Source organism: Salinisphaera japonica YTM-1 (assembly GCF_003788585.1).
In the GTDB taxonomy this organism is placed as follows: domain Bacteria; phylum Pseudomonadota; class Gammaproteobacteria; order Nevskiales; family Salinisphaeraceae; genus Salinisphaera; species Salinisphaera japonica.
Window position 1 is genome coordinate 1 of record NZ_AYKG01000028.1, and the last position, 21,954, is coordinate 21,954.

Annotated in this window: 22 protein-coding genes; 10 read left to right on the forward strand and 12 right to left on the reverse strand. The window is 64.2% G+C overall.

All coding sequences use genetic code 11. The features are described from left to right. Positions 1–68: 68 nt before the first annotated feature. The 3 genes from SAJA_RS09375 to SAJA_RS09385 are packed head-to-tail and all read right to left on the reverse strand — an operon-like array spanning position 69 to position 1,131. Positions 69–341, reverse strand: coding sequence for a type 1 glutamine amidotransferase family protein (locus SAJA_RS09375; protein WP_123658414.1), 273 nt, complete (start codon positions 339–341; stop codon positions 69–71). Further along, on the reverse strand, positions 338–925 hold the full coding sequence (locus tag SAJA_RS09380) for a hypothetical protein (RefSeq protein ID WP_123658415.1): 588 nt from the start codon (positions 923–925) through the stop codon (positions 338–340). The genes SAJA_RS09375 and SAJA_RS09380 overlap by 4 nt, the downstream gene beginning before the upstream one ends. After that, a complete protein-coding gene (locus SAJA_RS09385) occupies positions 922–1,131 on the reverse strand; it encodes a hypothetical protein (RefSeq protein WP_123658416.1) in 210 nt (69 codons plus the stop codon). The genes SAJA_RS09380 and SAJA_RS09385 overlap by 4 nt, the downstream gene beginning before the upstream one ends. Before the next feature lie 139 nt (positions 1,132–1,270). Here SAJA_RS09385 and SAJA_RS09390 point away from each other — a divergent pair, with 139 nt between their 5' ends. From SAJA_RS09390 to SAJA_RS09400, 3 genes are read left to right on the forward strand one after another with little or no spacing between them, the layout of a single operon-like run. Continuing rightward, entirely contained in the window at positions 1,271–2,548 is a 1,278-nt protein-coding gene (locus tag SAJA_RS09390; protein WP_123658417.1) for a metallophosphoesterase family protein, read from the forward strand. Continuing rightward, complete coding sequence (locus SAJA_RS09395) at positions 2,545–6,063, forward strand: ATP-binding protein (protein WP_123658418.1); 3,519 nt, start codon at positions 2,545–2,547, stop codon at positions 6,061–6,063. Before SAJA_RS09390 ends, SAJA_RS09395 begins: the two co-directional genes overlap by 4 nt. Further along, positions 6,053–7,024: a S66 peptidase family protein gene (locus SAJA_RS09400; RefSeq protein WP_123658419.1), complete on the forward strand. Its 972-nt coding sequence runs from the start codon at positions 6,053–6,055 to the stop codon at positions 7,022–7,024. The genes SAJA_RS09395 and SAJA_RS09400 overlap by 11 nt, the downstream gene beginning before the upstream one ends. A gap of 212 nt (positions 7,025–7,236) precedes the next feature. On the opposite strand, the gene SAJA_RS09405 is transcribed toward SAJA_RS09400, so the two are convergent. Further along, positions 7,237–7,620 carry a helix-turn-helix domain-containing protein gene (locus SAJA_RS09405; RefSeq protein WP_245963278.1) on the reverse strand — a complete coding sequence of 128 codons (384 nt, stop codon included), beginning with the start codon at positions 7,618–7,620 and terminating at the stop codon, positions 7,237–7,239. A 21-nt stretch (positions 7,621–7,641) separates the two neighbouring features. Here SAJA_RS09405 and SAJA_RS09410 point away from each other — a divergent pair, with 21 nt between their 5' ends. Then, positions 7,642–8,319, forward strand: coding sequence for an XRE family transcriptional regulator (locus tag SAJA_RS09410; protein WP_123658420.1), 678 nt, complete (start codon positions 7,642–7,644; stop codon positions 8,317–8,319). Positions 8,320–8,382: 63 nt separating this feature from the next. On the opposite strand, the gene panD is transcribed toward SAJA_RS09410, so the two are convergent. The 6 genes from panD to SAJA_RS09440 all read right to left on the reverse strand — a co-directional run bounded on the left by panD (position 8,383) and on the right by SAJA_RS09440 (position 13,241). Continuing rightward, positions 8,383–8,793 carry an aspartate 1-decarboxylase gene (panD, locus tag SAJA_RS09415; protein ID WP_123658421.1) on the reverse strand — a complete coding sequence of 137 codons (411 nt, stop codon included), beginning with the start codon at positions 8,791–8,793 and terminating at the stop codon, positions 8,383–8,385. Positions 8,794–9,010: 217 nt separating this feature from the next. Beyond that, positions 9,011–9,742: an SDR family NAD(P)-dependent oxidoreductase gene (locus tag SAJA_RS09420; protein WP_123658422.1), complete on the reverse strand. Its 732-nt coding sequence runs from the start codon at positions 9,740–9,742 to the stop codon at positions 9,011–9,013. Positions 9,743–9,809: 67 nt separating this feature from the next. Beyond that, entirely contained in the window at positions 9,810–10,355 is a 546-nt protein-coding gene (locus SAJA_RS09425; protein ID WP_123658423.1) for a DUF427 domain-containing protein, read from the reverse strand. 28 nt (positions 10,356–10,383) lie between these two features. After that, positions 10,384–11,238, reverse strand: coding sequence for a universal stress protein (locus tag SAJA_RS09430; RefSeq protein WP_123658424.1), 855 nt, complete (start codon positions 11,236–11,238; stop codon positions 10,384–10,386). Positions 11,239–11,249: 11 nt separating this feature from the next. Next, positions 11,250–12,740, reverse strand: a complete 1,491-nt coding sequence (locus SAJA_RS09435; RefSeq protein ID WP_123658425.1) for a SulP family inorganic anion transporter — start codon at positions 12,738–12,740, stop codon at positions 11,250–11,252. Positions 12,741–12,974: 234 nt separating this feature from the next. After that, on the reverse strand, positions 12,975–13,241 hold the full coding sequence (locus SAJA_RS09440) for a DksA/TraR family C4-type zinc finger protein (protein ID WP_123658426.1): 267 nt from the start codon (positions 13,239–13,241) through the stop codon (positions 12,975–12,977). A 112-nt stretch (positions 13,242–13,353) separates the two neighbouring features. Here SAJA_RS09440 and SAJA_RS09445 point away from each other — a divergent pair, with 112 nt between their 5' ends. From SAJA_RS09445 to SAJA_RS09465, 5 genes are all read left to right on the forward strand, one after another. Continuing rightward, a complete protein-coding gene (locus tag SAJA_RS09445; protein ID WP_123658427.1) occupies positions 13,354–14,577 on the forward strand; it encodes a hypothetical protein in 1,224 nt (407 codons plus the stop codon). 3 nt (positions 14,578–14,580) lie between these two features. Next, positions 14,581–15,399 (forward strand): mechanosensitive ion channel family protein, encoded by an 819-nt coding sequence (locus tag SAJA_RS09450; protein WP_123658428.1) that lies wholly within the window; start codon positions 14,581–14,583, stop codon positions 15,397–15,399. Between the two features lie 25 nt (positions 15,400–15,424). Beyond that, positions 15,425–16,663: an MFS transporter gene (locus SAJA_RS09455; RefSeq protein ID WP_123658429.1), complete on the forward strand. Its 1,239-nt coding sequence runs from the start codon at positions 15,425–15,427 to the stop codon at positions 16,661–16,663. A gap of 44 nt (positions 16,664–16,707) precedes the next feature. After that, positions 16,708–17,745, forward strand: a complete 1,038-nt coding sequence (locus SAJA_RS09460; RefSeq protein ID WP_123658430.1) for a DNA topoisomerase IB — start codon at positions 16,708–16,710, stop codon at positions 17,743–17,745. A 122-nt stretch (positions 17,746–17,867) separates the two neighbouring features. After that, on the forward strand, positions 17,868–18,143 hold the full coding sequence (locus SAJA_RS09465; protein ID WP_123658431.1) for a hypothetical protein: 276 nt from the start codon (positions 17,868–17,870) through the stop codon (positions 18,141–18,143). A gap of 262 nt (positions 18,144–18,405) precedes the next feature. On the opposite strand, the gene SAJA_RS09470 is transcribed toward SAJA_RS09465, so the two are convergent. Continuing rightward, positions 18,406–19,908 carry a sodium:solute symporter family protein gene (locus tag SAJA_RS09470; protein ID WP_123658432.1) on the reverse strand — a complete coding sequence of 501 codons (1,503 nt, stop codon included), beginning with the start codon at positions 19,906–19,908 and terminating at the stop codon, positions 18,406–18,408. Continuing rightward, positions 19,901–20,146: a hypothetical protein gene (locus SAJA_RS09475; protein ID WP_123658433.1), complete on the reverse strand. Its 246-nt coding sequence runs from the start codon at positions 20,144–20,146 to the stop codon at positions 19,901–19,903. The genes SAJA_RS09470 and SAJA_RS09475 overlap by 8 nt, the downstream gene beginning before the upstream one ends. Positions 20,147–20,361: 215 nt before the next feature. Here SAJA_RS09475 and SAJA_RS09480 point away from each other — a divergent pair, with 215 nt between their 5' ends. Next, positions 20,362–21,255, forward strand: a complete 894-nt coding sequence (locus tag SAJA_RS09480) for a LysR family transcriptional regulator (RefSeq protein ID WP_123658434.1) — start codon at positions 20,362–20,364, stop codon at positions 21,253–21,255. The last annotated feature ends 699 nt before the right edge of the window (positions 21,256–21,954 follow it).

A 21,954-nucleotide genomic window follows, 5' to 3' on the forward strand; every position in this document is an offset into this window, starting at 1 on the left:
CACTGCGCGGTGTGGGCTACGCCTCGTCTTGCCGCAAAACAGCGCTTGGCGCGGACTCGTATGAAACCTCAACACGCCCTACGCCCGGCCTCGAAGCGAAAACCGCTGCACACAGCCAGCCAGGGCAGATGCGTGATTGTGCGCATATCGGCATCGGGCAGCACGCGCATGCCGTTGGAGGCCGTGACCGCCGCGCCGTCTTCGCTGATCACCGTCCACGCGTAGGCCGCACGGCCCAACAGCCGGTTGGCGATACGCAGCGGCTCGGTCGCCGCGACAAAAGCCATCATGGAGAAGCCATCGACGAGCACGAACCCCAGCGATGTGCGTGTAACGCTCAATCGGCGGTGTTCGGGGTCGGTACCGGCTGGGCGCTGTCCATATCCTCGATAAGCACCTGTGATTGGACGCTCGTGGCGGTGCGTTCTGCCGGTTGGTAGGCAGTGCCGCCAAAAACCAGTCGCTGTGCGCTGCTTGACTGGCCCGAAGGGGCCGCGGCTTGCGTGACCAGATCGGCCCAGCCCGAATCGCTGTCGGCGCGGGTCAGCGGTGGCCTGGCCAGTGGCAGCCGGTTGAGTGCCGAGAACCGCTTATCCCGGCCCTGGAACACGAACAGATCACAGCCTTCGGCACAGCCGTTCGGGCCCTGGACGTAAGCCACGGCATCGGTCTGTCCGTCGTCGTTGAGATCCACGAACGCCGACTTGTACGACAGCTGCCCGGCATAGGGCGAATCCGCATAGATCAGCGCCAGGACGGCCGATAGGCGCGCCTCGGGCGTGCCGGCATCCGGGCTTTGTTCCAGCGCATCAGCGCTGTCTGCGTTCAGATCACTTTCGGGGGTGGTGGTATCGATCACGCAGCCCGACAGCAGTACGGCCAGCACGAGGCCAGCAGCGGCCCCTCGCCGAGCCGGCCCGTTCATACCGTCACCACATAATCGTCGCCGGCGATCAACGGCAGATCATAGTCGGTGGCCTCGGACACGGTGACGGTATAGGTGCCGTTACCGTGCACCGCCGCATGGCGATTGACCGCCCGCTCGGCGGCCTCCTGCGCGCTGCGGGCCTCCAGGATGATCTCATCGCCCGCCAATTCGCAGATATAGCGCAGTTCGTGTTCGTCGGTCATGTCGTATCCTTTGGCCCGAGTGAATGCGGTGAATTATCGCGGACTGATGCGTATGTGCAACGCGTTTCATGGTCATCGTTTTATCATGATCCGGACCCGCTTAGACTGAGTGGCCCCTGTCGACGACCGCCGGAACGTCTTGGCCACCTGTCGCTTCATCCACAGCGCCGATATCCATCTCGACAGCCCCATGCGCGGGCTCTCCGATGACGCGCCCGACACCGCCCGTCGGCTGCGCCTGGCCACGCGTGAGGCGCTGACGCATCTTGTCGACGCGGCGATCGAACGCGGCGTGGATTTTCTGCTCATCGCCGGGGATCTCTACGACGGCGACTGGCGCGATTATCAGACCGGCGTGTTCTTCGTCGCCCAGATGCAGCGCCTGGCCACGGCCGGCATTCCGGTCTATCTCATCCACGGCAACCACGACGCCCAGAACCACATGACGCGGGCCTTGAAACTGCCGGATAACGTGCACGTCTTTTCAGCCGAAAGTGCAGAAACCAAGACCGTGGCCGGGCTGGACGTGGCCCTGCACGGCATGAGTTATGCCGAGCGCGCGGTCACGGATAATCTCGTGCCCGGCTATCCGGCACCGAAGCCCGGCTGTTTCAATATCGGCCTGCTGCATACCGCACTCGGCGGGCGCGACGGACACGCCAACTACGCGCCCTGCACGCTGGCCGAACTCACGGCCAAGGGCTACGACTACTGGGCGCTGGGCCATGTCCACGGCGCCGAAGTGCTGGCGCGCGAGCCTCATGTGGTGTTCTGCGGCAACCTGCAGGGCCGCTCGGTGCGTGAGACCGGCGCCAAGCAGGCGTTTGAAGTGGTCGTCGAAGAAGGCCGCGTGGTCGAGATGACGCCCATCCACTGTGATGTCGCCCGGTGGGCCGTGACCGATATCGATATCAGTGCGGCCGAGGACTTCAATGATGTGCTGGCTGTCATGCGCCAGGCCTTGGCCGCCGAAGCGGCCGAGGCCGACGGGCGCCTGCTGGCGATTCGTCTGCGCCTGACCGGACAGACCGCCCTGCATGAGGCGCTGCTCGCCGACCCCGAGCGTCTTCTGGCCGAGGCCCGCACGAGCGCGGCCGGCACGGGCAGCGCCGAGATTTATGTCGAGGCCGTGCGCCTGGCCTGCCAGCCGACCGCGCATGCCGGCGACCGGGCCGAACGCGAGGACGCCCTGGGCGAGTTGGCCCGCCTGCTCGAGTCGGCCGCCGATGACGATGACGTTCAATCCATGGTGGCGGCCGATATCAGGCCACTGATCGAGCGTCTGCCGCACGATATCCGGGCCGACGTGGACGACGCGCTGCTGGCCGCGGCCATCGAAGGCGACACGGCCACACTCGTGCGCGGTGCCAGCCGCTATCTGCTGGCTCGATTGTCACAGGCGCCGGGTAACGCATGAGGTTTGCCGAACTTCAACTTCTCGCCTACGGGCACTTCACCGATCGCCGTCTGGATCTGGCGCCGGGTGACACCGATCTGCATCTCATCCACGGCGCGAACGAGGCCGGCAAATCAACGGCGCGCAACGCGGTCGCGCATTTTCTGTTCGGTTTTCCGCTGCGCGCCGAGCGGGCGGCCTTCATCCACAACTACAGGGATCTGCGCATCGGCGCGCGGCTGGACATGCGCGATGAAACCGTCGAGGCCGTGCGCAAGAAAGGCAACAAGAACACGGTGCTCGATAGCGACGGCCAGGCCGACGCCGAACGCGAAGCCAGCCTGACCCGCGAGCTGGCCGGCGTGGACGAGACATTTTTCACTCGCATGTTCAGCCTCGATCATGCCGCCCTACGGGCCGGTGGCCAGCAGCTGGCCGCCGCCGATACGGGCGCCGACACGGCGCTGATCGCGGCCGGCTCGGGCCTGGCGGACGTCGCCGCCGCCCGCACGGCACTGGCCGCCGAGGCTGATGCCCTATGGGCGCCCAATCGCTCGAAACACCGGGCTTATTACCAGGCCGCCGATCGGCTTGCCGCCGCGGAGGCCGAGATACGCGAGCACGCGGTCACCGTGGGCGACTGGCAACGCCAACGCGACGCCCTGGCCGCAGCCCAGGCCCACTACGACGAACTCACCGCGCGCCGCGCCGATTTACAGCGCCAGTATCGCGAGATCGAGCGTATCCGTCGTGTGGCACCGCCCGTGCGTCGCTATCGCGAACTCAGCGACGCGCTGGCCGGGCTGGCCGATACGCCGGTCATGGCTCCCGAGGCGCGCGAGACGTTCGATACCGCCCGTGCGGCTATTCATAGCGCCGAGGCCGCCGAAGCCGATATCAATCAGCGAATCGCGGCCATCGACGAAGAACTGGCCGGGCTGATAGAGGCGCCGGCCCTGCGGGCGCAGGCCGAAACGGTCGACCGACTGGCCGGCCGGCGCGCACAAATCGCCGAAGACCGCGAGCGTGAAGCCGAGCTAGCTCGTGCCCACGACGCGCTGACAGCCGACCTGGAGGCTGCGCGTGAGCGCTTGGCCACAGCCGGCGTTATCGCTCCCGAGCATTGGCCTGAACCGGCCGCGATCGATGTCGTGCGTCGCCTGGCCGGACACTACGGCGCGCTGGCGCAACGCCAGACACATGCCGCCGACGATCTGGCGCGCCTGGCCGAGGAAGAAACCACGACCCGGCGCGAGGCCGAGCGGCTGGGTCACTCACGGGACACCGCCGCGCTGGCGGCCTGGCAGGCCGCGGCAACCCGCAACGGCGATCTCGAGCTCGAGGCCCAGCGCGCACACGAAACGGCCGCGGCCCAGGACCGCGATATCAGCCGGCGGCTGGCCGACCTGGTGCCAAGCGTGGCCACTGCCGAAGCGCTGGCCGCCATGCAGCCACCCGATCGCGCGAGCGTCGAGGCCGCCGAGCGGGATCTGGCGACGGCCCGCCAGGCCTGCCAACGCCACGCCGACCATGTGGCTCAATTAACCGACGACGTCACCCGGGAGCGCGACGCCCTGGCTCGGCGTCGGGCCGATACCCAACTGCCGGACCGCCAGACACTGCTCACGCTGCGTGCCCACCGTGATGCTGCCTGGCGGCTCGTGCAGCGTCGCTATATCGAAGGCCGCGGGGCCGATCTGTTCGACGACGAAGTCGATCTCGACGCGACTGCACGGCGCGATCCGGTGGCCGCCGTGGCGCATTTGACCGACGAAGCCGACACCTTGGCCGATGCGCGTTTTGATGCCGCGACAGCCATCGCGGCCGATGCCCAGAGCGCGCGACATCTCGCCGAGCGCGAGCAGGCGCTGGCCCAGGGGCAGGCCCGTCTGACGGCCAGTGAACAGACCCTGGCCGAACACGAGGCGGCCTGGGAACACGCCTGGGCAGACGCCGATTTCGCCCCCGGCACACCGGCGACGATGCGTGAGTGGCTGGCCGAACGCCAACAAATCCTTGGCGCAAGCGCGGCCCGCGATGATGCCCTGTCCCGGGCGACGGCCCTTGAGCGGACCATCTCCTGCGAACACACGGCCGGACAGGCCCATCTCACCGCGCTCGGCGTTGACGATACACCTCTGGCCGAACCATCGCTGGCCGCACTGGTCGAACGCGCCCGTCGCGTAATCGCGGCCGAACAGCGGCGCGATGAGTCGATCGAGCGAGTCAACACAAACGCCGACCAGCAGGCTGCCCGCCGTCGCCAGCTCGCGACCGCCCAACAGGACGCCGACACGAGGCTGGCGCGTTGGCGTGACGACTGGCACGCCGCAATGGCACGGCTGGCACTCGATCCTGACCTGCCGGTCGACACCATCGATACTCCACTCGATGCGCTGGCGGCCGGCCATGCGCGTGCACACGAACGGGCCGCCAACGAGCGCGAACAAGCCGATATTCGTGACCGGCGCCGTCGTTTCGCCGACACGGTGGCCGAAGTTGTCAGCGCCACGGGGCATGTCTCAAATACCCAGGACATGCCCGAGCATACCGCGGCGATGTTGGCCGACGCGCTGGATGCGGCCCGGCGCGCCCACCAGACCCGCCTCACCCGGGAAGCCGATCGCGAATCCGACCAAGAGCGCGCCGCGGCACAGGCCAGGACCCGCCAGCAGGCACGGGCACGGCTTGATGAACTGGCCGCGCAGGCGGCCACGGCCGATCTCGAGGCGCTGGATCAGATCATCACACGCGCGGATCGACGCCGGGCAGCCGAGCGCGAACAGGCCGAGGCCCAACAAGCGATCGCCCGCCAGGGCGACGACAAACCGGTGGACGCGCTCATCGCCGCCGCCGAGGCCAGCGACGCCGACACGCTGGCCGAGCAGGTTGATACGCTGGATACCGAGCTGGCCGATCTGGAAACACGGATCGGCACCGCGCGCGACGAGCGAAACGCTGCTCATGCGGCTTTTGATGCCATCGGCGGCGACGAGCGCGCGGTCATCGCCGCCGGCGCGCGCCAGACGGCACTGGCCGACATGACGCGTGCCGCCGAGCGCTATCTGCGTACCGGCCTGGCCGCCCTGCTGCTCAAATGGGCGGGCCAGCGTTATGCCCTGGACAAGCACGCCACGCTGCTGGCCCGCAGCAGCACCCTCATCCAGCGCCTGACCGGCGGCTCGCTCGCGCATCTGACCGGCGAATTCGATGACAACGATGAACTGGCCATCGTCGGCGTACGCGCCGACGGCGCGCATCTGCCGACCACCGCCATGAGCGAGGGCACACTCGACCAGCTTTATCTGGCACTGCGTGTCGCCGCGATCGAGGATTACCTCACCCGAGCCGCGCCCCTGCCGGTGATCGCCGACGATCTGTTCATCAATTTCGACGACGAACGCGCCCTGGCCGGTCTGGACGTCCTGGCCCAGCTATCCAACCAGACCCAGGTGCTGTTTTTCACCCATCATGCCCACTTGAAAGACATGGCCGCCGAGCGCCTGGGGGATCGCGTGTGTATTCATGAACTCTAATCACGCAATCGAAGTCTCGGCGGCGATCACCGACGCGCTGGAAACACTGCGAGGCAGGCGTATCGCCCTGATCGCCCCCGCCGGCGGCGTGCGCGATGAGCGGATTGACGCCGTGTTGCGCGTGCTGGGCCATGCCGGGGTCGAGGCAATACCGGGCCGCCATATTCGCGATCATCATCGTTATCTCGCCGGTACGGCGGCCGCAAGGCTGGCTGATCTACACGCCGCCTTTGCCCGGCCTGATATCGATGCCGTGTGGTGCCTGCGCGGCGGCTACGGCAGCGCGCATCTCATGGACGGTATCGACTGGGAGGCTATCCCGGACCATGTGCCGTTGATCGGCCACTCGGATATCACCGCCTTGGCGAGCGCGTTCGCCGCGCGCGGCAAACAGGCAATTCACGGGCCGGTGGCGGTCGACCTACTCCGTGCATGGGGCGCTGATGAAGCCGAGTCATTCGCTGCATCCGTGGCAAGCCTGGCACCGGCGCTGCGTGGCCGTTTCAGTACCATGACGCTGGTTCATCACAGCGGCCCTCAACAGACGACATGCGCTTGCCTTTGGGGCGGCAATCTTACCGTTCTGGCCAGCATCGCCGATCTCCGGCTGGCGCCGCCCGGCGACGGGCCGATCACGCTTTTGCTCGAAGATGTCGGCGAAGCCGCTTTCCGGCTGGAACGCTGCTTTCATCAGATCGTCAGAGCGCCTTGGTTCGCCCGGGTGAACGCCGTCGTTCTGGGCGATTTTTACCGCTGTGCCTTGCCCGACGGCATGCCCTCTTTCTTAAGCGTGGTGCAGGATCATGTCGACACTGATCGTGTCAGCCTGTTCGACCAGGCCCCGATCGGCCATGGTCGATTTAACCAAGCCTGGTCATTGGGTGCGCCCGTTCGTATCAGCGATAAGCCAAGTCATGATCCGCGATCATCGACGCTCTCGCCCGTACACGAGACAGACTGACGCGGTAGCATGTTGGCTGCTCTTAATTTCTCGCCTGTCCGTTGTTCACCGCTCGTTTTCGTGCCTCGTTCAATGTGAATACAGCGCCGCAGTCGATACAGCGTCGTTTGTTGGCCAAACCCAACACTCGTTGCAACGCGCTGCGCCGCACAAGTGATACGCCATGGCTGTTGCAGCTCGGACATTTAGTCTTATTCATGAATTCCCCCCGATTAATCACGCCCAACCTCGTTTTTTGCACGCTTACCCTGTTTCAACAGACGTCGACTGGATTCCCCGTCCTTGCCATAGCGATTGGGCCAGATCTGCTCTGGCGTTTCACGTATAGCCATCGCGATGATTTGCTCAGCACGCGGCCACGAATGATACAGCGCTTTGGCCAATGATTCCGGCTTGAAGCCGTGATGCACGGATAAACGCCGCAACGACCAGCCCGACTTTTCAAGCGCTGCCTTGACGTCCGCCGGATGCCTGTCTTCTGCGGTAAAATACTCCGCTGGTAAGCGACTCTTCATGTAGAAACCGCAATAATAACGCCGGTCAAGAATACCAAAAAAGGTGCGCCTCGCAAGGCCGTGACAGATTATTCGTGTCATTAGTAATCCGGATAACCATTTATGCAGGACGATAGCGACCAAGAGCTGCCGAATCGCTTCAAGGCACTAAGAAAGGTGCTCGGACAAACACAGAAGGAAACTGGGGAATTGATCGGCGGCGGCTTGCGTACCTGGCAGAACTACGAAACGGGCCGCAGCTCACCCAGCTGGCGCGTGCTTCATACGCTGATTGGGATGGGTGTGAACGTGAACTGGCTGCTCACGGGCGCCGGCGACATGTTTTCTCGTAACGACGGGCCACGTGCCGGGCATGGCGTGTCCGAATCACGCGCGGTCTATGGCTCGACGGAGCCGGACTGGCACACGCTGCCAATGCTCAATCCCGTTGAAGAAATGCAATCGCCGCCAATGGCGTTTGATCTCAGTTTCCTCCGGCAGCTTGGCACACGCATCGACGCGCTGAGGCTGTATCAGGTGTCCGACAACACCGGTTCGGCCTATATCGAGGATGGCCGATTCGTCGTCGTGGACACGACCCGCACCTGTCTCACGGCCGGCGGGTATTATTTATTGAGACTCGGCCACGGATTCAGCCTTATGCAAGTTCAGCGTGATCACCACGACAACGTGTACCTGCACTCGGGCAACCAGCATTATCGAGAGATCGAGGTGCCAGCCGGCGAGATCGCATCGCTTGATATCGTCGGGCGCGCGGTCTGGTCTGATCGCGTACTGTAGGGGTGATAATCGAGTGCACACCTCGCGAGCAACGGTTTTAGTGACCGCATTCCCATAGGCGTGTCATGTCAGACGCCCGTCGATCTCGTCACTACCGCAGGCGGGTGCGGCCAGATCCTCGGACTGCTCGACGATGCGATTTTGGGCGTCGACGTGCACGACGTTGGCACCGTGGGTCTGTCGCTCGTCTTCGGACACGGCGACGAAGCTCATTATGATCACCAGATCGCCGGGATCGATCAGATGAGCGGCCGCTCCGTTGATGCCGATGACGCCGCTGGCACGCTGACCTTCAATAACGTAGGTTTCCAGGCGCGCGCCATTGGTCACGTCAACGATGAGCACTTTTTCACCTTCGACGAAGTCGGCGCGGTCCATGAGATCACGGTCGATGGTGATGGAGCCGACATAATGCAGATCGGCCTGCGTGACGGTGGCGCGGTGGATCTTTCCGTTGACGACAGTACGAAGCATGAGTGCAGGTCTCGGAGTCGGGCGGTGAACGAATCGGGCCGCTATTCTAACGATTACACTCGCCTCGGTCGTGATTGATGCGGCATCGCCTGTTGGCGGGACTGGACAGCTAGGGCGGGCCTGGTTAAAACATGACCAGGCCGGACCAGGCCTTTGACCACGGCGCGACGGGCGACCTGTTCACGCGGTTATCCACAAAATATGTGATTAAAGCCGATCAGCTCATGACCTTGCCGCCGTTGACGTTGAACGTCTGGCCGGTGATGTAGCCATTGCCGGCCAGGTGAACGGCCAGCGAGGCGACTTCGTCGACACGGCCGAACCGGCCGATGGGGATCAGGTCCGGCGTGATGTTGGGGTTGTCGTTGATCATGTCGGTTTCGATCAGCGCCGGGGCGATGGCGTTGGAGGTAATGCCCGTGCCGGCCAGCAGGTCGGCATAGCTGCGCATCAGGCCGAGTTGACCGGCCTTGCTGGCGGCATAGTGCGGGCCGATGACGCCCCCGATCTGGGCCGCGACAGACGACATCATCACGAGCCGGCCCCAGCCACGACGTCGCATGCCGGGGATGACCCGCTGCGAGATCATGAAAGCGGAGGTGAGGTTGGTCTGCAACGTGGTTTGCCAGGCTTCCAGCGTCAGGTCATCGATGCCGTGAACCGGGTTGATGCCGGCGTTGTTAATCAGAATATCCACCCCGCCCAGCTCAGCCTCGGCCGTGCCGACCAGCGTTTCGGCGGCGGCATGGGCCGATACATCGGCCGGAATGAGTGCAACTCGGCGCCCGGTTTCTCGTATCCGGTTGGCAATGTCTTCGGCGGCCTTGCGCGAATTGTTATAGCCGATGGCCACATTGCAGCCGGCGTGGGCCAGTGCCACGGCCGTGGCCGCGCCGATGCCACGTGAAGCGCCGGTCACCAGAGCGACACGATCTTTCAGATCATCCATGACGAGTTCCGCCTTCGATTGAATGCCTGAAATAATAGCCTTTTGACCGCCTGTCTTGCTGAACCGTTCACCAGGATTGCGTGCCGGGCTCGCCCTTGTAGGGGCCGACGATCTCGGCGGTTACCCAGCCACCGTAGAAGCCACCGGCCTGGGCACGCACGCGTTCGTCGCCAACGAAACAGACGAGTTTACCCGGATAGAACGCCAACATATGAGCCAACGCACCGTAGGCCGCTCGTGCATCCGGGTAGCCCCAGGCCGCATCCGCCACGCGGGTATCACCTGTCATCACGTGCCAATACGCGGCCCGGCCCTTCCACTCGCAGAAAGAGGCCGTCCGGCTCGCGACGAGCGCGCCGGGATCAATATCCGCACCCGGAATATAAAACGTGGGCGGGCTTGCGGTTTCGCACAGCCGCACCGCCGAGTGTGTTTCGGCCACGACGTGATCGCCTGCAATGACACGCACGGCGCGTGATTCGGGCCTGATGTCGGGCGGGCGCGGATAATCCCAGACCGACTCTTCGCCGGGCCCGGGCACCCGGGCAAACACCGGCCGATGATGGCCGCGATGGGCCCAGGCCGCGCGGGCATCGTTATCGTTGTCTGCCATCGTGAGGCTCTTCGCTCGTCAAGCGCGATCAGCGCGTGATCAGTACCGGCACCTCGGCCCGACGGATCATATCGGTGGTGGTGCTGCCCACGAGCATATGCCGGATGCGGGTATGGCCATAGGCGCCCATGACCATGAGATCACAGCCCTGCTCGTGCTGATAGGCATGCAAGGCCGGCTCGACCTCGCCAGAGAGCACGGCGGTATGCGTGGTCGCCCCGGCGCGCGTCAGCGTGTCGGCGGCCTTGTCGAGTCCGGCACGCCGTTTGTCATCGGCGTGGCCGACAAACACCAGATGTGCCTCGATGCCCGAAAGCAGCGGCGTGGCCGCAGCGCGCTGGATGAGATTTTCACCGGTAGGGCTGCCGTCGTAGGCGATCAACACGCGCTTGGGCGGTGTGAACGCCTGCGTGGTGATCAGCACCGGGCACGATACGCCGCGGATCACCCGCTCGAGGTTGGAGCCCAGATGATCATCGTCACCGGCCGACTCACCGCGCTTGCCGATGACCAGCAGGCGGATATCGTCTTCGACGTGTTGCAGGGCATCAAGCAGCTCGCCGTTACGCTGGATACGCGCCGGTTGGGCCAGTCCGGCGGCCTCGGCCCGTTCGGCGGCGCCGTCCAGCAGATCGGTGCCACGCTCTCGGGCCAGGCGTGCCCTATGTCCGTCCAACTCGGCCAACTCGTCGCGTAGATGCTCGCGCGAGCCCAGGCCGATCTGGCCCGAATAATCCTGGGCCGCACTGTGCTTGCGCCGGCTGATCACGTGCACGAACGTGCACGGCGCCCCCAGACGAGCCGCCGCCCATACCGCAGCATCACAGGCCGCCGCGGCATAGGCCGAGCCATCGATACAGGCCGCGATAGTGCGATCGGTCATGGCTTGGCCTTTCAGTGTTGGTTCTCGATGAGTTTTTCGGCGTCGGGCTTGTCATGAACGGCGACTTTGTCGACCAGTGTCTTGCTGGCTTCGTTCAAGCCGATGACCTCAACCGCCGTGCCTTCTCGACGATACCGCATCACGACCCGGTCCAAAGCCTCGACCGCCGAGATATCCCAGAAATGGGCGCGATGTACGTCGATCGTCACCGCCGGCAGGGCTTCATCGAAGTCGAAGGCATGACGAAACGTCGTCGACGAGGCAAAGAAGACCTGGCCCGTGATGTCGTAGATCCGCGTGCGGCCGTCATCGCTCAGGCGGCTGTCGATATACAGCAGCCGGCCCACCTTGTTGGCGAAAAACAGCGCCGAGAGCAGCACGCCCACGAACACACCGATCGCCAGATTGCCCGTGGCCACCACCACCGCCACAACCGTGAGCATCACGATGTTGGTGCTCGGCGGGTGCTTGGGCAGATCACGGATCGACTCCCAGGAGAACGTGCCGATCGACACCATGATCATCACCGCGACCAGCGCGGCCATCGGGATCTGGCCCACCCAATCGGACAGAAACACCACCATGATCAAGAGCGCCACGCCGGCTGTCAGCGTGGACAGGCGCGTTCGCCCGCCGGATTTCACGTTGATGACCGTCTGGCCGATCATGCCGCAGCCGGCCATGCCACCCAGAAAACCGGTCACGATATTGGCCATGCCCTGGCCCGCACACTCGCGGTTCTTGTTGGAGCCGGTATCGGTCAGGTCATCCACGATGGTCGCCGTCATCATCGACTCCATCAGGCCCACCACGGTCAGCATCAGACCGTAAGGCACCACCACCGACAGCGTATGCAGATTCAGCGGCACATCGGGAATCAACAGATACGGCAGGCTGTCGGGCAGCTCGCCCATATCGCCCACGGTATGAATATGCATGCCGGTGGCCATATAGATCGTGGTCATCACCACGATGGCGATCAGCGGGCTGGGAAAGATGCGCCCGATTACCGGCACGTAGGGAAACAGATAGATGATACCCAGGGCCCCGGCACACATCGCATACACCGGCCAGGTCACGCCCGTCAGCTCGGGTAGCTGGGCCATAAAGATCAGAATCGCCAGCGCGTTGACAAAGCCCGTGACCACGCTGCGCGAGACAAAACGCATCAGATTACCCAGCCGGAACACCCCGGCCAGAATCTGGAACACGCCCGTGGCCAGCGTGGTGGCCAGCATCATGTCCAGTCCGTACTGGGCCACCACCGTCACCAGCACCAGGGCCATGGCCCCGGTGGCCGCCGAGATCATCGCCGGCCGGCCGCCGGTGAAAGCGATCACCACACAGATCGAGAACGAGGCATACAGCCCCACCTTCGGATCCACGCCGGCGATGATCGAGAACGCGATCGCCTCGGGTATCAAGGCCAAAGCCACCACCAGGCCTGACAGCACGTCGGCCCGAATGTTGGAAAACCAGTGCTCTCGAATCAGTTGCAGCATGTCGCCCCGAACCAAAACCGCTCGACAGGGTATGGCCGGCCCGTGCCCCTGGCACACGCCACCCCCTGCCGCGCGGTAAAACGCTTATATAAGGAATACCGCAACAACGCGGCGGCGCGTAGTCTAGGGCCTGTTGCCGTTTCATGCGAGGCCGCGCCTCCGCCAACGCGGCGCACGACCCGTACACCAGCTTCGAAACGAGCCTTTCGACGGCTCTGACAGGACCGAGCCGGCTCAGCGCAGCAGGCTGTCCTTGCTTGCACGTCGATTCATACCGTTGCCGCGTTCATCGGCGTCGAGGTCGGCCTGGCAGGCCACACAGCGACGCACGCCGGGGATCAGCTCGCGGCGACGTTCCGGGATCGGCTCATCGCACGCTTCGCAATACGCCAGGCTCGGCCCGGCGTGGGCGAGCCTGGCCCGGGCATCGGCCACCGCGTCATTGACCGTTGAATCGATCTGCTCCTGAACGGCCCCTTCCTGAGCCCAACCGCTGGCCATGCCTGTGCTCCTATTGCGTGCCATCTATAGTTCAAAATGTCGATAACCGGGTCGGCTTGCAAGTCGCACGGCAGCGGTATACTCACGGGTCTGATTCGATAAACAGCCGCGCATGGCTTCTTCGCAGGCAGACGATCCGACCGACGATGACGCATTGGCACCGTTCATCGCGCTGGCCGACTACGACGTGCCGTCAATGCCCACGCGCGATGCGTTTAGCACGTGGTGGACGCGCCTGCGTGAGATGATTCGACGCAAGCCCGCCGAGCCGATGATTGCCAACGATCGGCTGCGGCGGTCCACGCTCGAACGCCTGGATGAGATCGCTTCACCGCCGGCCTGCGGGCCGCTGGTCGCTGAACTCGAGGCCACCCTGGCCGACTGGCGGAGCGACCCGGAGCGGGCTCTATTGCATCAATTGATCGTCCTGCCGCCGGGTGATCGTAACCACGTCATCGCCGAGTGGGCGCGTGCGCGCGGCCATGAGGTGCTGGCCCGGCCGGCCCGCGAGGACATCATCGGGGCCAATGCGCATGACCTTCCCGTCATCGAAGACAGCGATCGGCTGCTGGTGGTGGCCGCGCTGGAAGACTGGTTCATAAGAGACCTGCACGGCCTGGCCCTGGTGCGCGCCCTGCTCGATCGGCTCGACCGCCTGAAACGCCCGGTGGTCGTGGGCTGTAACAGCTGGGCCTGGCAGTATCTCGTACGCGCCGTACAGGCGGATGCAATTCTGCCCACGCCGATTATCTTCAAGCCCTTCGATGCCAAGCGGCTGAAACACTGGCTGGGCCAGATCGCCGAACACGATGGGCCGGGCAGCGTGGCATTTCGTGATGCCAAAAGCGGCGATGACATCATGGCCGAAGACGAGGACGGCAAGCCACACGAGTTGCTGGAAAGCCTGGCCGCACGCAGCCACGGCATTCCATGGGTCGCCTGGCGATTATGGCGGCGCAGCCTGCGACGCCGCACCGAGATCGAGCAGGACAACGACCCAAACAGCAGCGGCGCCGACGACGAGACCGGCGACAGTCAACGCGCCAGTGCCGATCAGACGCTCTGGGTGATCGCGCTAGAGGAGTTCCTGCTGCCCGACACCGACAATGCCGTCACCCTGCTTTTATTACAGGCCCTGCTCATCCACGGCCGGCTGCCACAGACCCTGTTGGCACGCACCGTTCCCGAGCCACATGCCCAACGCCTGTTGCCGGCCTTGATCCATGCCGGGATCGTGGAGGCCGACGATAACCGTGTACTGGCCTGTGCGCCGGCGGCCTATCCCTCGATTCGCGCCGCGCTGAGCGCGGCCGGTTTTCCCATCGCCCCGGTATGACCCATGGCTGAGACATCCACCGCCGCCCAGGCCGATCAACTCATGCGCAGCCTGGGCGACATCAACTTCGTCAAGATCGCGCTTATCGTTATCGGCACATGGGCCACGATATTTCTGGCCCGGCGCATGCTGCCCTATCTGGCCGAGCGCGGGCCGAGCCGGGCACGGCTGTTCTTGCTGGGTGGGGTGCCGGTGGCTCGCCTGGGCCTGCTGATCGTGGCGATCGGCTGGATCGTGCCGCTCGTGTTCAACGTCACGTTCCAGAACTTTCTCGTCATCGCCGGTGCGGCCAGTGTCGCGATCGGCTTTGCCTTCAAGGATTATGTCTCGAGCCTGATCGCCGGCATCGTGGCGATCGTGGAACGGCCCTACCGCCCCGGCGACTGGGTCAAGTTCGGCAAGGATTACGGCGAAGTCACCAACGTGGGCCTGCGAGCGGTCACGGTGAACACGCCCGATGACAATGTTGTCACTGTGCCCCATGAAACGCTGTGGACATCCAATATCGTCAACGGCAACGATGGCGCGCGCACGCTGCAATGCGTAGCCGAGTTCTATGTCGCGCCCGAACACGATGCCATCGCCCTGCGCGCTGCACTCACGGACGTGGCACTGACCAGTGCGTTTCTATCCTATGACCACGCCGTGACCGTCGTGCTCAAGGAAACGCCCTACGGCACCCACTACAAGATCCGCGCCTATCCGTTCGATATGCGCGATCAATTCGTGTTCATCAGCGATATGACCGCGCGTGGCAAGCAGGCCATCACCAGCTGCGGGGCTTGTCAGGTCATCGTGCCGGCTGGCGCGGCCGCAGCCTGAGCGTGGCCGTCATCCGGCACGCCCGATGATCCAGGCGTTCACGCGCCTGCCGCGCGATACACGGCTGCTCTTAAGCGCGCGGGCCGCGCGCAGTATCGGCCAGGGCGCGCTGATCGTGGCGTTTGCGCTGTATCTGGCAGCCCTTGGCTGGTCGCCCGTGGCCATCGGCGGGCTGTTCACCGCCGGCCTGTTGCTCGATGCGCTTCTGGTCATGGTTTCCGGACCGGCCTCGGATCGGTTCGGACGCAAACGCTTTCTCATCATCTTCGAATGTGCCCAGTCCGGCGCGGCGGTCATCGCCCTGGCCACCGCCCAGCCCGCCTGGCTGATCGTGGCCACGCTGGTCGGCGGTTTCGGGCGCGGCGTGAACGGCAGCAGCGGGCCGTTTTCGCCCGTCGAGCTGGCCTGGCTGTCGCAGGCGTTGCCCCGCCAGGCCCGCGGGCCGGTCTATAGCCTGAACATGGCGATCGGCTTCACCGGCATGGGCCTGGGCGCACTGCTGGCGGGATTGCCGAGCTGGCTGGGCGATACGTTACCCGGCGCATTGGCCTATCGGCCGCTATTCGTATTCACGCTTGCTGGCTCGCTGATCTGTATCGCGCTGTTGCTGGCCGCCAACGACCGGCCCGACCCCGCACCGGCGCACGCCGCTCGGCCCGGCGATACCCGCCAGCGCGACGAGAACTGGCTGTTGGTGAAACTGTTTGGCATCAACACGCTCAACGGCGTCGGCATCGGGCTGGTGGGCCCGCTGATGGCGTACTGGTTTGCCGCGCGCTTTGATCGCGGGCCGGCCGATATCGGCGTGGTGATGGCCATCGGGTACTTCGTGACCGCGGGCGCCTCGGTCGCCGCCGCACGGCTGGTGGATCGTATCGGCACGGTCGCTGCCGTGGTCTGGATGCGCGGGGCCAGTCTGTTGATGCTTCTGGCTCTGCCCTTGATGCCGAGTTTCGCGCTGGCTGCCGCGCTCCATATCGTGCGCTCGGCGCTCAATCGCGGCACGGCCGGCGCACGCCAGGCCCTCACCGTGAGCCTGGTCCGCGGGCACCGGCGCGGTACGGCTGCCAGCACGTCCAGCCTGGCGATACAGCTACCACGCGCCGCCGGGCCGGTCATCGCCGGGGTCTTCTTCGGCGCCGGCTATCTGGCGGCCCCGTTCTATGTGGCCGCCGGCTTTTTTGCCGGTTATATCGTGCTGTTTCGTTGGGTGTTCGCCGCCCATGACCCGTCCCGCCCGGGACCGGACAAGCGCGACACTTAAGGCCGGTGCATCTGAAGCCGCGGGCTCCAACTATTGTCGACTCGATGCGTAAAGACAAACCCCAAACGCCGGCCCGTGGTGATCTGCCCCCTCACGTTTATCGCAAACCCTGGGGTCAGGGATATACCTATCGCGATGAAAACGGCCAGACCTTGACGAACAAGCCGTGGCGGCGGTGGATCAAGCGCCTTGCGATCCCACCGGCCTGGGAAGCCGTCGAAATCACGCTGGATACCGAGGCCCGCGTATTCGCCAGTGGGCGCGACAGCGCCGGGCGCAAGCAGTATGTCTATAACCCGGCGTGGCGTTCGGCGCGCGAGGCAGCCAAGTTCGATCGGCTGCTGGATTTCGCCAGGCGCCTGCCGCATATGCGACGTGTCACCGGCCAGCATCTGCGCCGCAAGGCCCATAATCGCGAACAGGTGCTTGCCTGCATGGTGCGTCTGATCGATACCGCCTATTTCCGGCCCGGCTCGGCCCGATATGCCGCCGAGAACGCCTCTTACGGCCTGACCACGATGCGCTCCAAGCACCTGAGCGTGGACGGCAATACGCTGATCTTCGACTATCAGGGCAAGTCCGGCCAAACCCAGCATCGCGAGATCGCCGACCAACGGTTGGCCGAGATTGTGGCCGAGCTGGACGAGCTGCCGGGTTACGAGATCTTCAAGTATTACGACGACAACGGCCAACGAGTGGACGTGGATTCCGCCGACCTGAACGATTATATCCACGAGATCATGGGCTGCGCGTTTTCGGCCAAGGATTTCCGCACCTGGGCCGGCACGTCACTGGCCGCCCTGGCCCTCGACGAGCTTGGCCCCGTCGACGAGGAGAACAGCCGTAAAAAGAACGTCGTGGATGCGGTCAAACGCGTGGCCGAACGGCTGGGCAACACACCGGCGATCGCCCGCGAAAGCTATATCCACCCGCAGGTCATCGAACATTATCTCGATGGGCGCACGCTGCGTCATTTTGCCGAGCTGGTCGAGGATCAGCTGGATCGCGAGGCATGGGCCGGCCCGGAAGAACGGGCCGTGCTGGCCATGCTGGACGAACGCCTGACAGAGCAGGCGCGCTGATTATCGGCGATTCTCTATCCGGAAAACGACGTAACCCTTTTGGCTAATTGTTGGATGCCTGTTGGCGCGCGCACCATGTTTGACATCGTCTGATGATAACGACGCGGATACAGGAGTCCGTCATGCAGACCCACACGATCGATGCCGAACAGGCCCGTAACAACATGCAGACCGCCAGCGAAGGCCCGGCCGAGGCGGTTGAGGCGCTCAACGAAGCCATTCGCGATGCCTCGCAGAAACATCGCGGACACACGGTGGCGTTCTTGTCGCGCGATAACATCGACGCCGAGGATCTCGACAAGATCAAGCGTCACTTCCAGCGCCGCGGTTTCCGGGTGGACGACCGCTGTCACAACCGCGAAACCTTTGCCATGACGATCAGCTGGTATCCGGAATAGCCGGACACCCGATCAACGGGTGGATCGGATGAAGCTGCGACCGGGGCGATCGCCGGTCATAGGGCGTGTCGTCATAGGATAAGCCGGCGCACCGGCGGCCAAGCCGAGGCAAGACAAGGCATCGCGCGTGCGGCGTGGTTATTCCACGTGAACGAGCGATAACGCCGGATTGCCGGGGCTTGGCCACCGGCCCATTCGGGTTGCCCGCGCCGGCATATCCTATGACGACACGCCCTTGTGTCTTTGCATGCCACGCCGCCGATCAGACGTGCGTCAGCTCACGCGCGCGGTTCTGCTCGGCCATACTCGGCGGTAACAGCAGGCTGCCACCGACACAGATCGCCAGGTTGAGCAAAAAGCCCCACAGACCGTTGAACAGGCCAAGCGGGCGCAGGCCGGCCAGCGTCAACGCCGAGGCAAAGATGGCCCCGATCACCATGCCGGCCAGGGTGGCGCGCCGACTCATGCGCGTCCAGTACAGACCGATCATCAGGGCCGGGGCCACCTGGATGAGCAGCTCGAACTTCAGCACGAAGATCTGATACAGCGTGGCCGGTGGATACCAGGCGATGATCACCAGCACCACGACAGCCACCAGCCCCACCAGCTTGCCCACCATGATCTGGCGCGACTGCGCGGCATCACGATTGACGAAGCGCCCATACAGATCGTGCGAGACGATCGAGCAGAACGTGAGCAACACCGAATCCGCGGTGGAGACGATCGCCGCGATCACGCCGCCGAACAACAACACCATCGCCCAGTAGAATATAGCGCTCTGGTTGGCCAGCGCACTGGCCATACGCCCCACCAGCTGCTCGGAGCCGGCCGTATCCAGGCCCGGAAACGCCGCGATACCGATGATGCCCACCACGAACACCACCCCGGCCGTGGCAAACGGCATATAGGCCATGCGAATGAACGAGCGCTTCAACGTGGCCTCGGAGCGCGCCGAGAATATCCGTTGTACGGCGTGCGGATAGACCGCGGCCCCCACGCCTACAAGTAGTAACAACGACAGCCAGCGCAGCAGCCCCGGGCCGTCGGGTGGCGCCAGTTTTTCCGGCGTGTTGGCCGCCATGATCGCGGCCGCGTCACCGGGGGTGCCGAAATACATCAACGAGCCCACCAGCAGCATGATCACGCCGAACAGGAGTGCGATGCCTTGCATGGTGTCGGTATAGGCCACCGAACGCATGCCGCCCAGCCAGCTGTAGACCACCATGATCACGATGAAAAACACGACGCCGACCTGGTAGGGAATCGTGCCGCCGGTCAGACCGGACACCCCCTGGCCGATCGCCACGAACTGTTCGAGCAGGTAATTGGCCAGCGCATAAAGCATCAAAATCGCGGCCACGGTCGTCAGCGCCCGCGACTGAAAGCGATGATGAATCCAGTCCACCGGTGTGACCAGCGACAACCGCCGGCCCAGCGTGTACAGCCGGGGGGCAAAGACCAGATAGGCCAGAATGATGGTGATGAAGAACGGGATCGACACCAGATAGGCATAGCCCACGCGATAGGCCTGTGGCGGATACCCCACCACCGTGTTGCCCGAGTACTGCGTGGCAAAAAAGGTGAAGAACAACACCATCACGCCGAGGCCGCGCCCGCCCAGATAGTATTCATCCACGCTCTGGTGCAGGCCGCGATTGGCCAGCCACGTGATCACGCCAACGCCGAGCATCAACAGACCATAGGCCACCAGCACCGTGATGCCTGATGCCCCGGCAAACGCCAGCTCCACGCCGGAATCATTCATCGGATTCATCCCCGGTCTGCCAGTACACCGCGCACACGAAATGCAGGAACACGGACAATGCCAGGCATACCGCCAGAATCACCCAGGCCCAGAGCGGCACGCCGCCAACCAGGCGGCTTGAACCTGCTGGGAAATACCAGGGATTGAGCAACACGAACAGAACAGCGAACACGCCCCAGATCCAGCGCGTACGAATAGGCTCACGCCGAGGCGCGTTGCCCACGGGCTTTCGACTCATGACCGACTCCTCTTGTCGCAAGACGCATCGAGCCCGATGCGCCGGATATCACGGTCGACGTGCGCCGTGATTTTGTTATCGCTTGAGCATGCCCAGAGGCGCGGGGCCGCCACAATCAGACGATGGCCAAGGCTGCCTTCGTGGTTCACGAACGCTGACGCGACAATCTGGCATCATCAAACCGCCACGTTGCCGACCGTCCGACGGCTCACCGTATGAAACGTATCGATTTCGTCACCCTGCGGCTGTTCGTGGCCATCGCCGATACCGGCGCCCTGACCGCCGCCGCCGAGCGTGAGCACACCGCCCTTGCCGCCGTGAGCAAGCGCATCAGCGATCTCGAGGCCAGCCTGGACACGAAACTGCTCTATCGCCAGGCCCGCGGGGTTGCCCTCACGCCGGCCGGGGATGCGCTTTTACATCATGCCCGCACCCTGCTCGACGCCGCCGGACGCTTGAGCGCGGATTTGAGCGAGTACAGCCGCGGGGTACGTGGCCATGTGCGGCTGCATGCCAATACCTCGGCGATCATCGAGTTCCTGCCCGCCGAGCTGGCCGCGTTTGCGCGCGCCCATCCGGAGGTGAAGATCGATCTCGAAGAAAAGATCTCGACCGAGGTGATTGCCGCCGTACGCGATGGCTTGACCGATATCGGGCTCTACGCCGGTCACGTGCCCGCCAACGGACTGGCGACCTTCGACTGGCGCAGCGACCGGCTGGTGCTGGTCACCCCGGCCGATCATCGCCTGGCCGCACTGGATGAGGTCGCACTCGTCGAAGCCATCGACGAGGATTTCGTTGGCCTGCAACAAGACACCTCGTTGCATCGGCTGATCGCCGCCGCTGCGGAATCCGCGGATCGACGCCTGCGCATGCGTATTCAGGTGCGCAGCTTCGAGGGCATCTGTCGCATGATCGCGTCTCGTCTTGGCATCGGCGTATTGCCCGAAGCCGCCGTGACCGGGCATCTCCACCCGTTGGGCCTGGCGCGTATCCCGCTGACCGACGCCTGGGCCCGCCGCGACCTGCGCATCGCCGTACGCGACATGGACGCCCTGCCCGTCCTGGCCCGCGAAATGGTCGCTCACTTGCGTGCGGGTGGGTCTTAGGCTTCGTTCTTCAAGACAATCCGCCGATGGGCGCCGATGAACACAGATGGCGGTTGTGTCACGAGACACAAGTACGTTCTAGGCGCCTCCGAGTATGGGGCGCTGTTCTTTAAAACTATCCGCAGATTTCACAGATTGCGCAGATTGCGGATGCGTTTTGAGGCGTTGCAGGTTCGCGGCGCTGTTGGTTTGCTGGGCTTCGTTCGTTCAAGACTATCCGCCGATGAACGCCGATGGCGGGCTGGCCGCGAGGCGTTACACGCACGGGGCGCAACCGCTTTGTTGGCTTCGTTCTTTCAAGCTATCCGCAGATTACACAGATTGCGAATAGGCCTTGCGCCATTTCGGATACGGGGCGCTATCGGTTTTTCGAGCTTCGTTTGCTTCGCACTGTCCGCGGATGAACGCGGATGGCGAACGGGTTTTGCGAGGCAACGAGTGGTTGGCGCCACCTTTATTGATGACTCCGTCGCAAGACACGGTCGCGCCTATCTCGCTATTAAAAGCCTGACCACACGCTTTCAAAGAACCGGGCCCCGATAAACGGTGGCGCCCGCAAAGGCCCTACGTCTCTGGGCCCATCCGCCATCTGTGTATTTCTGCGTGCATCGGCGGATTGCCTTAAAGAACGAAGCCGATAAAAGCCGTAACGCCCGCGTCATCTTTCGACAACTCGTGCACGTCCGCGATCTGCGTAAT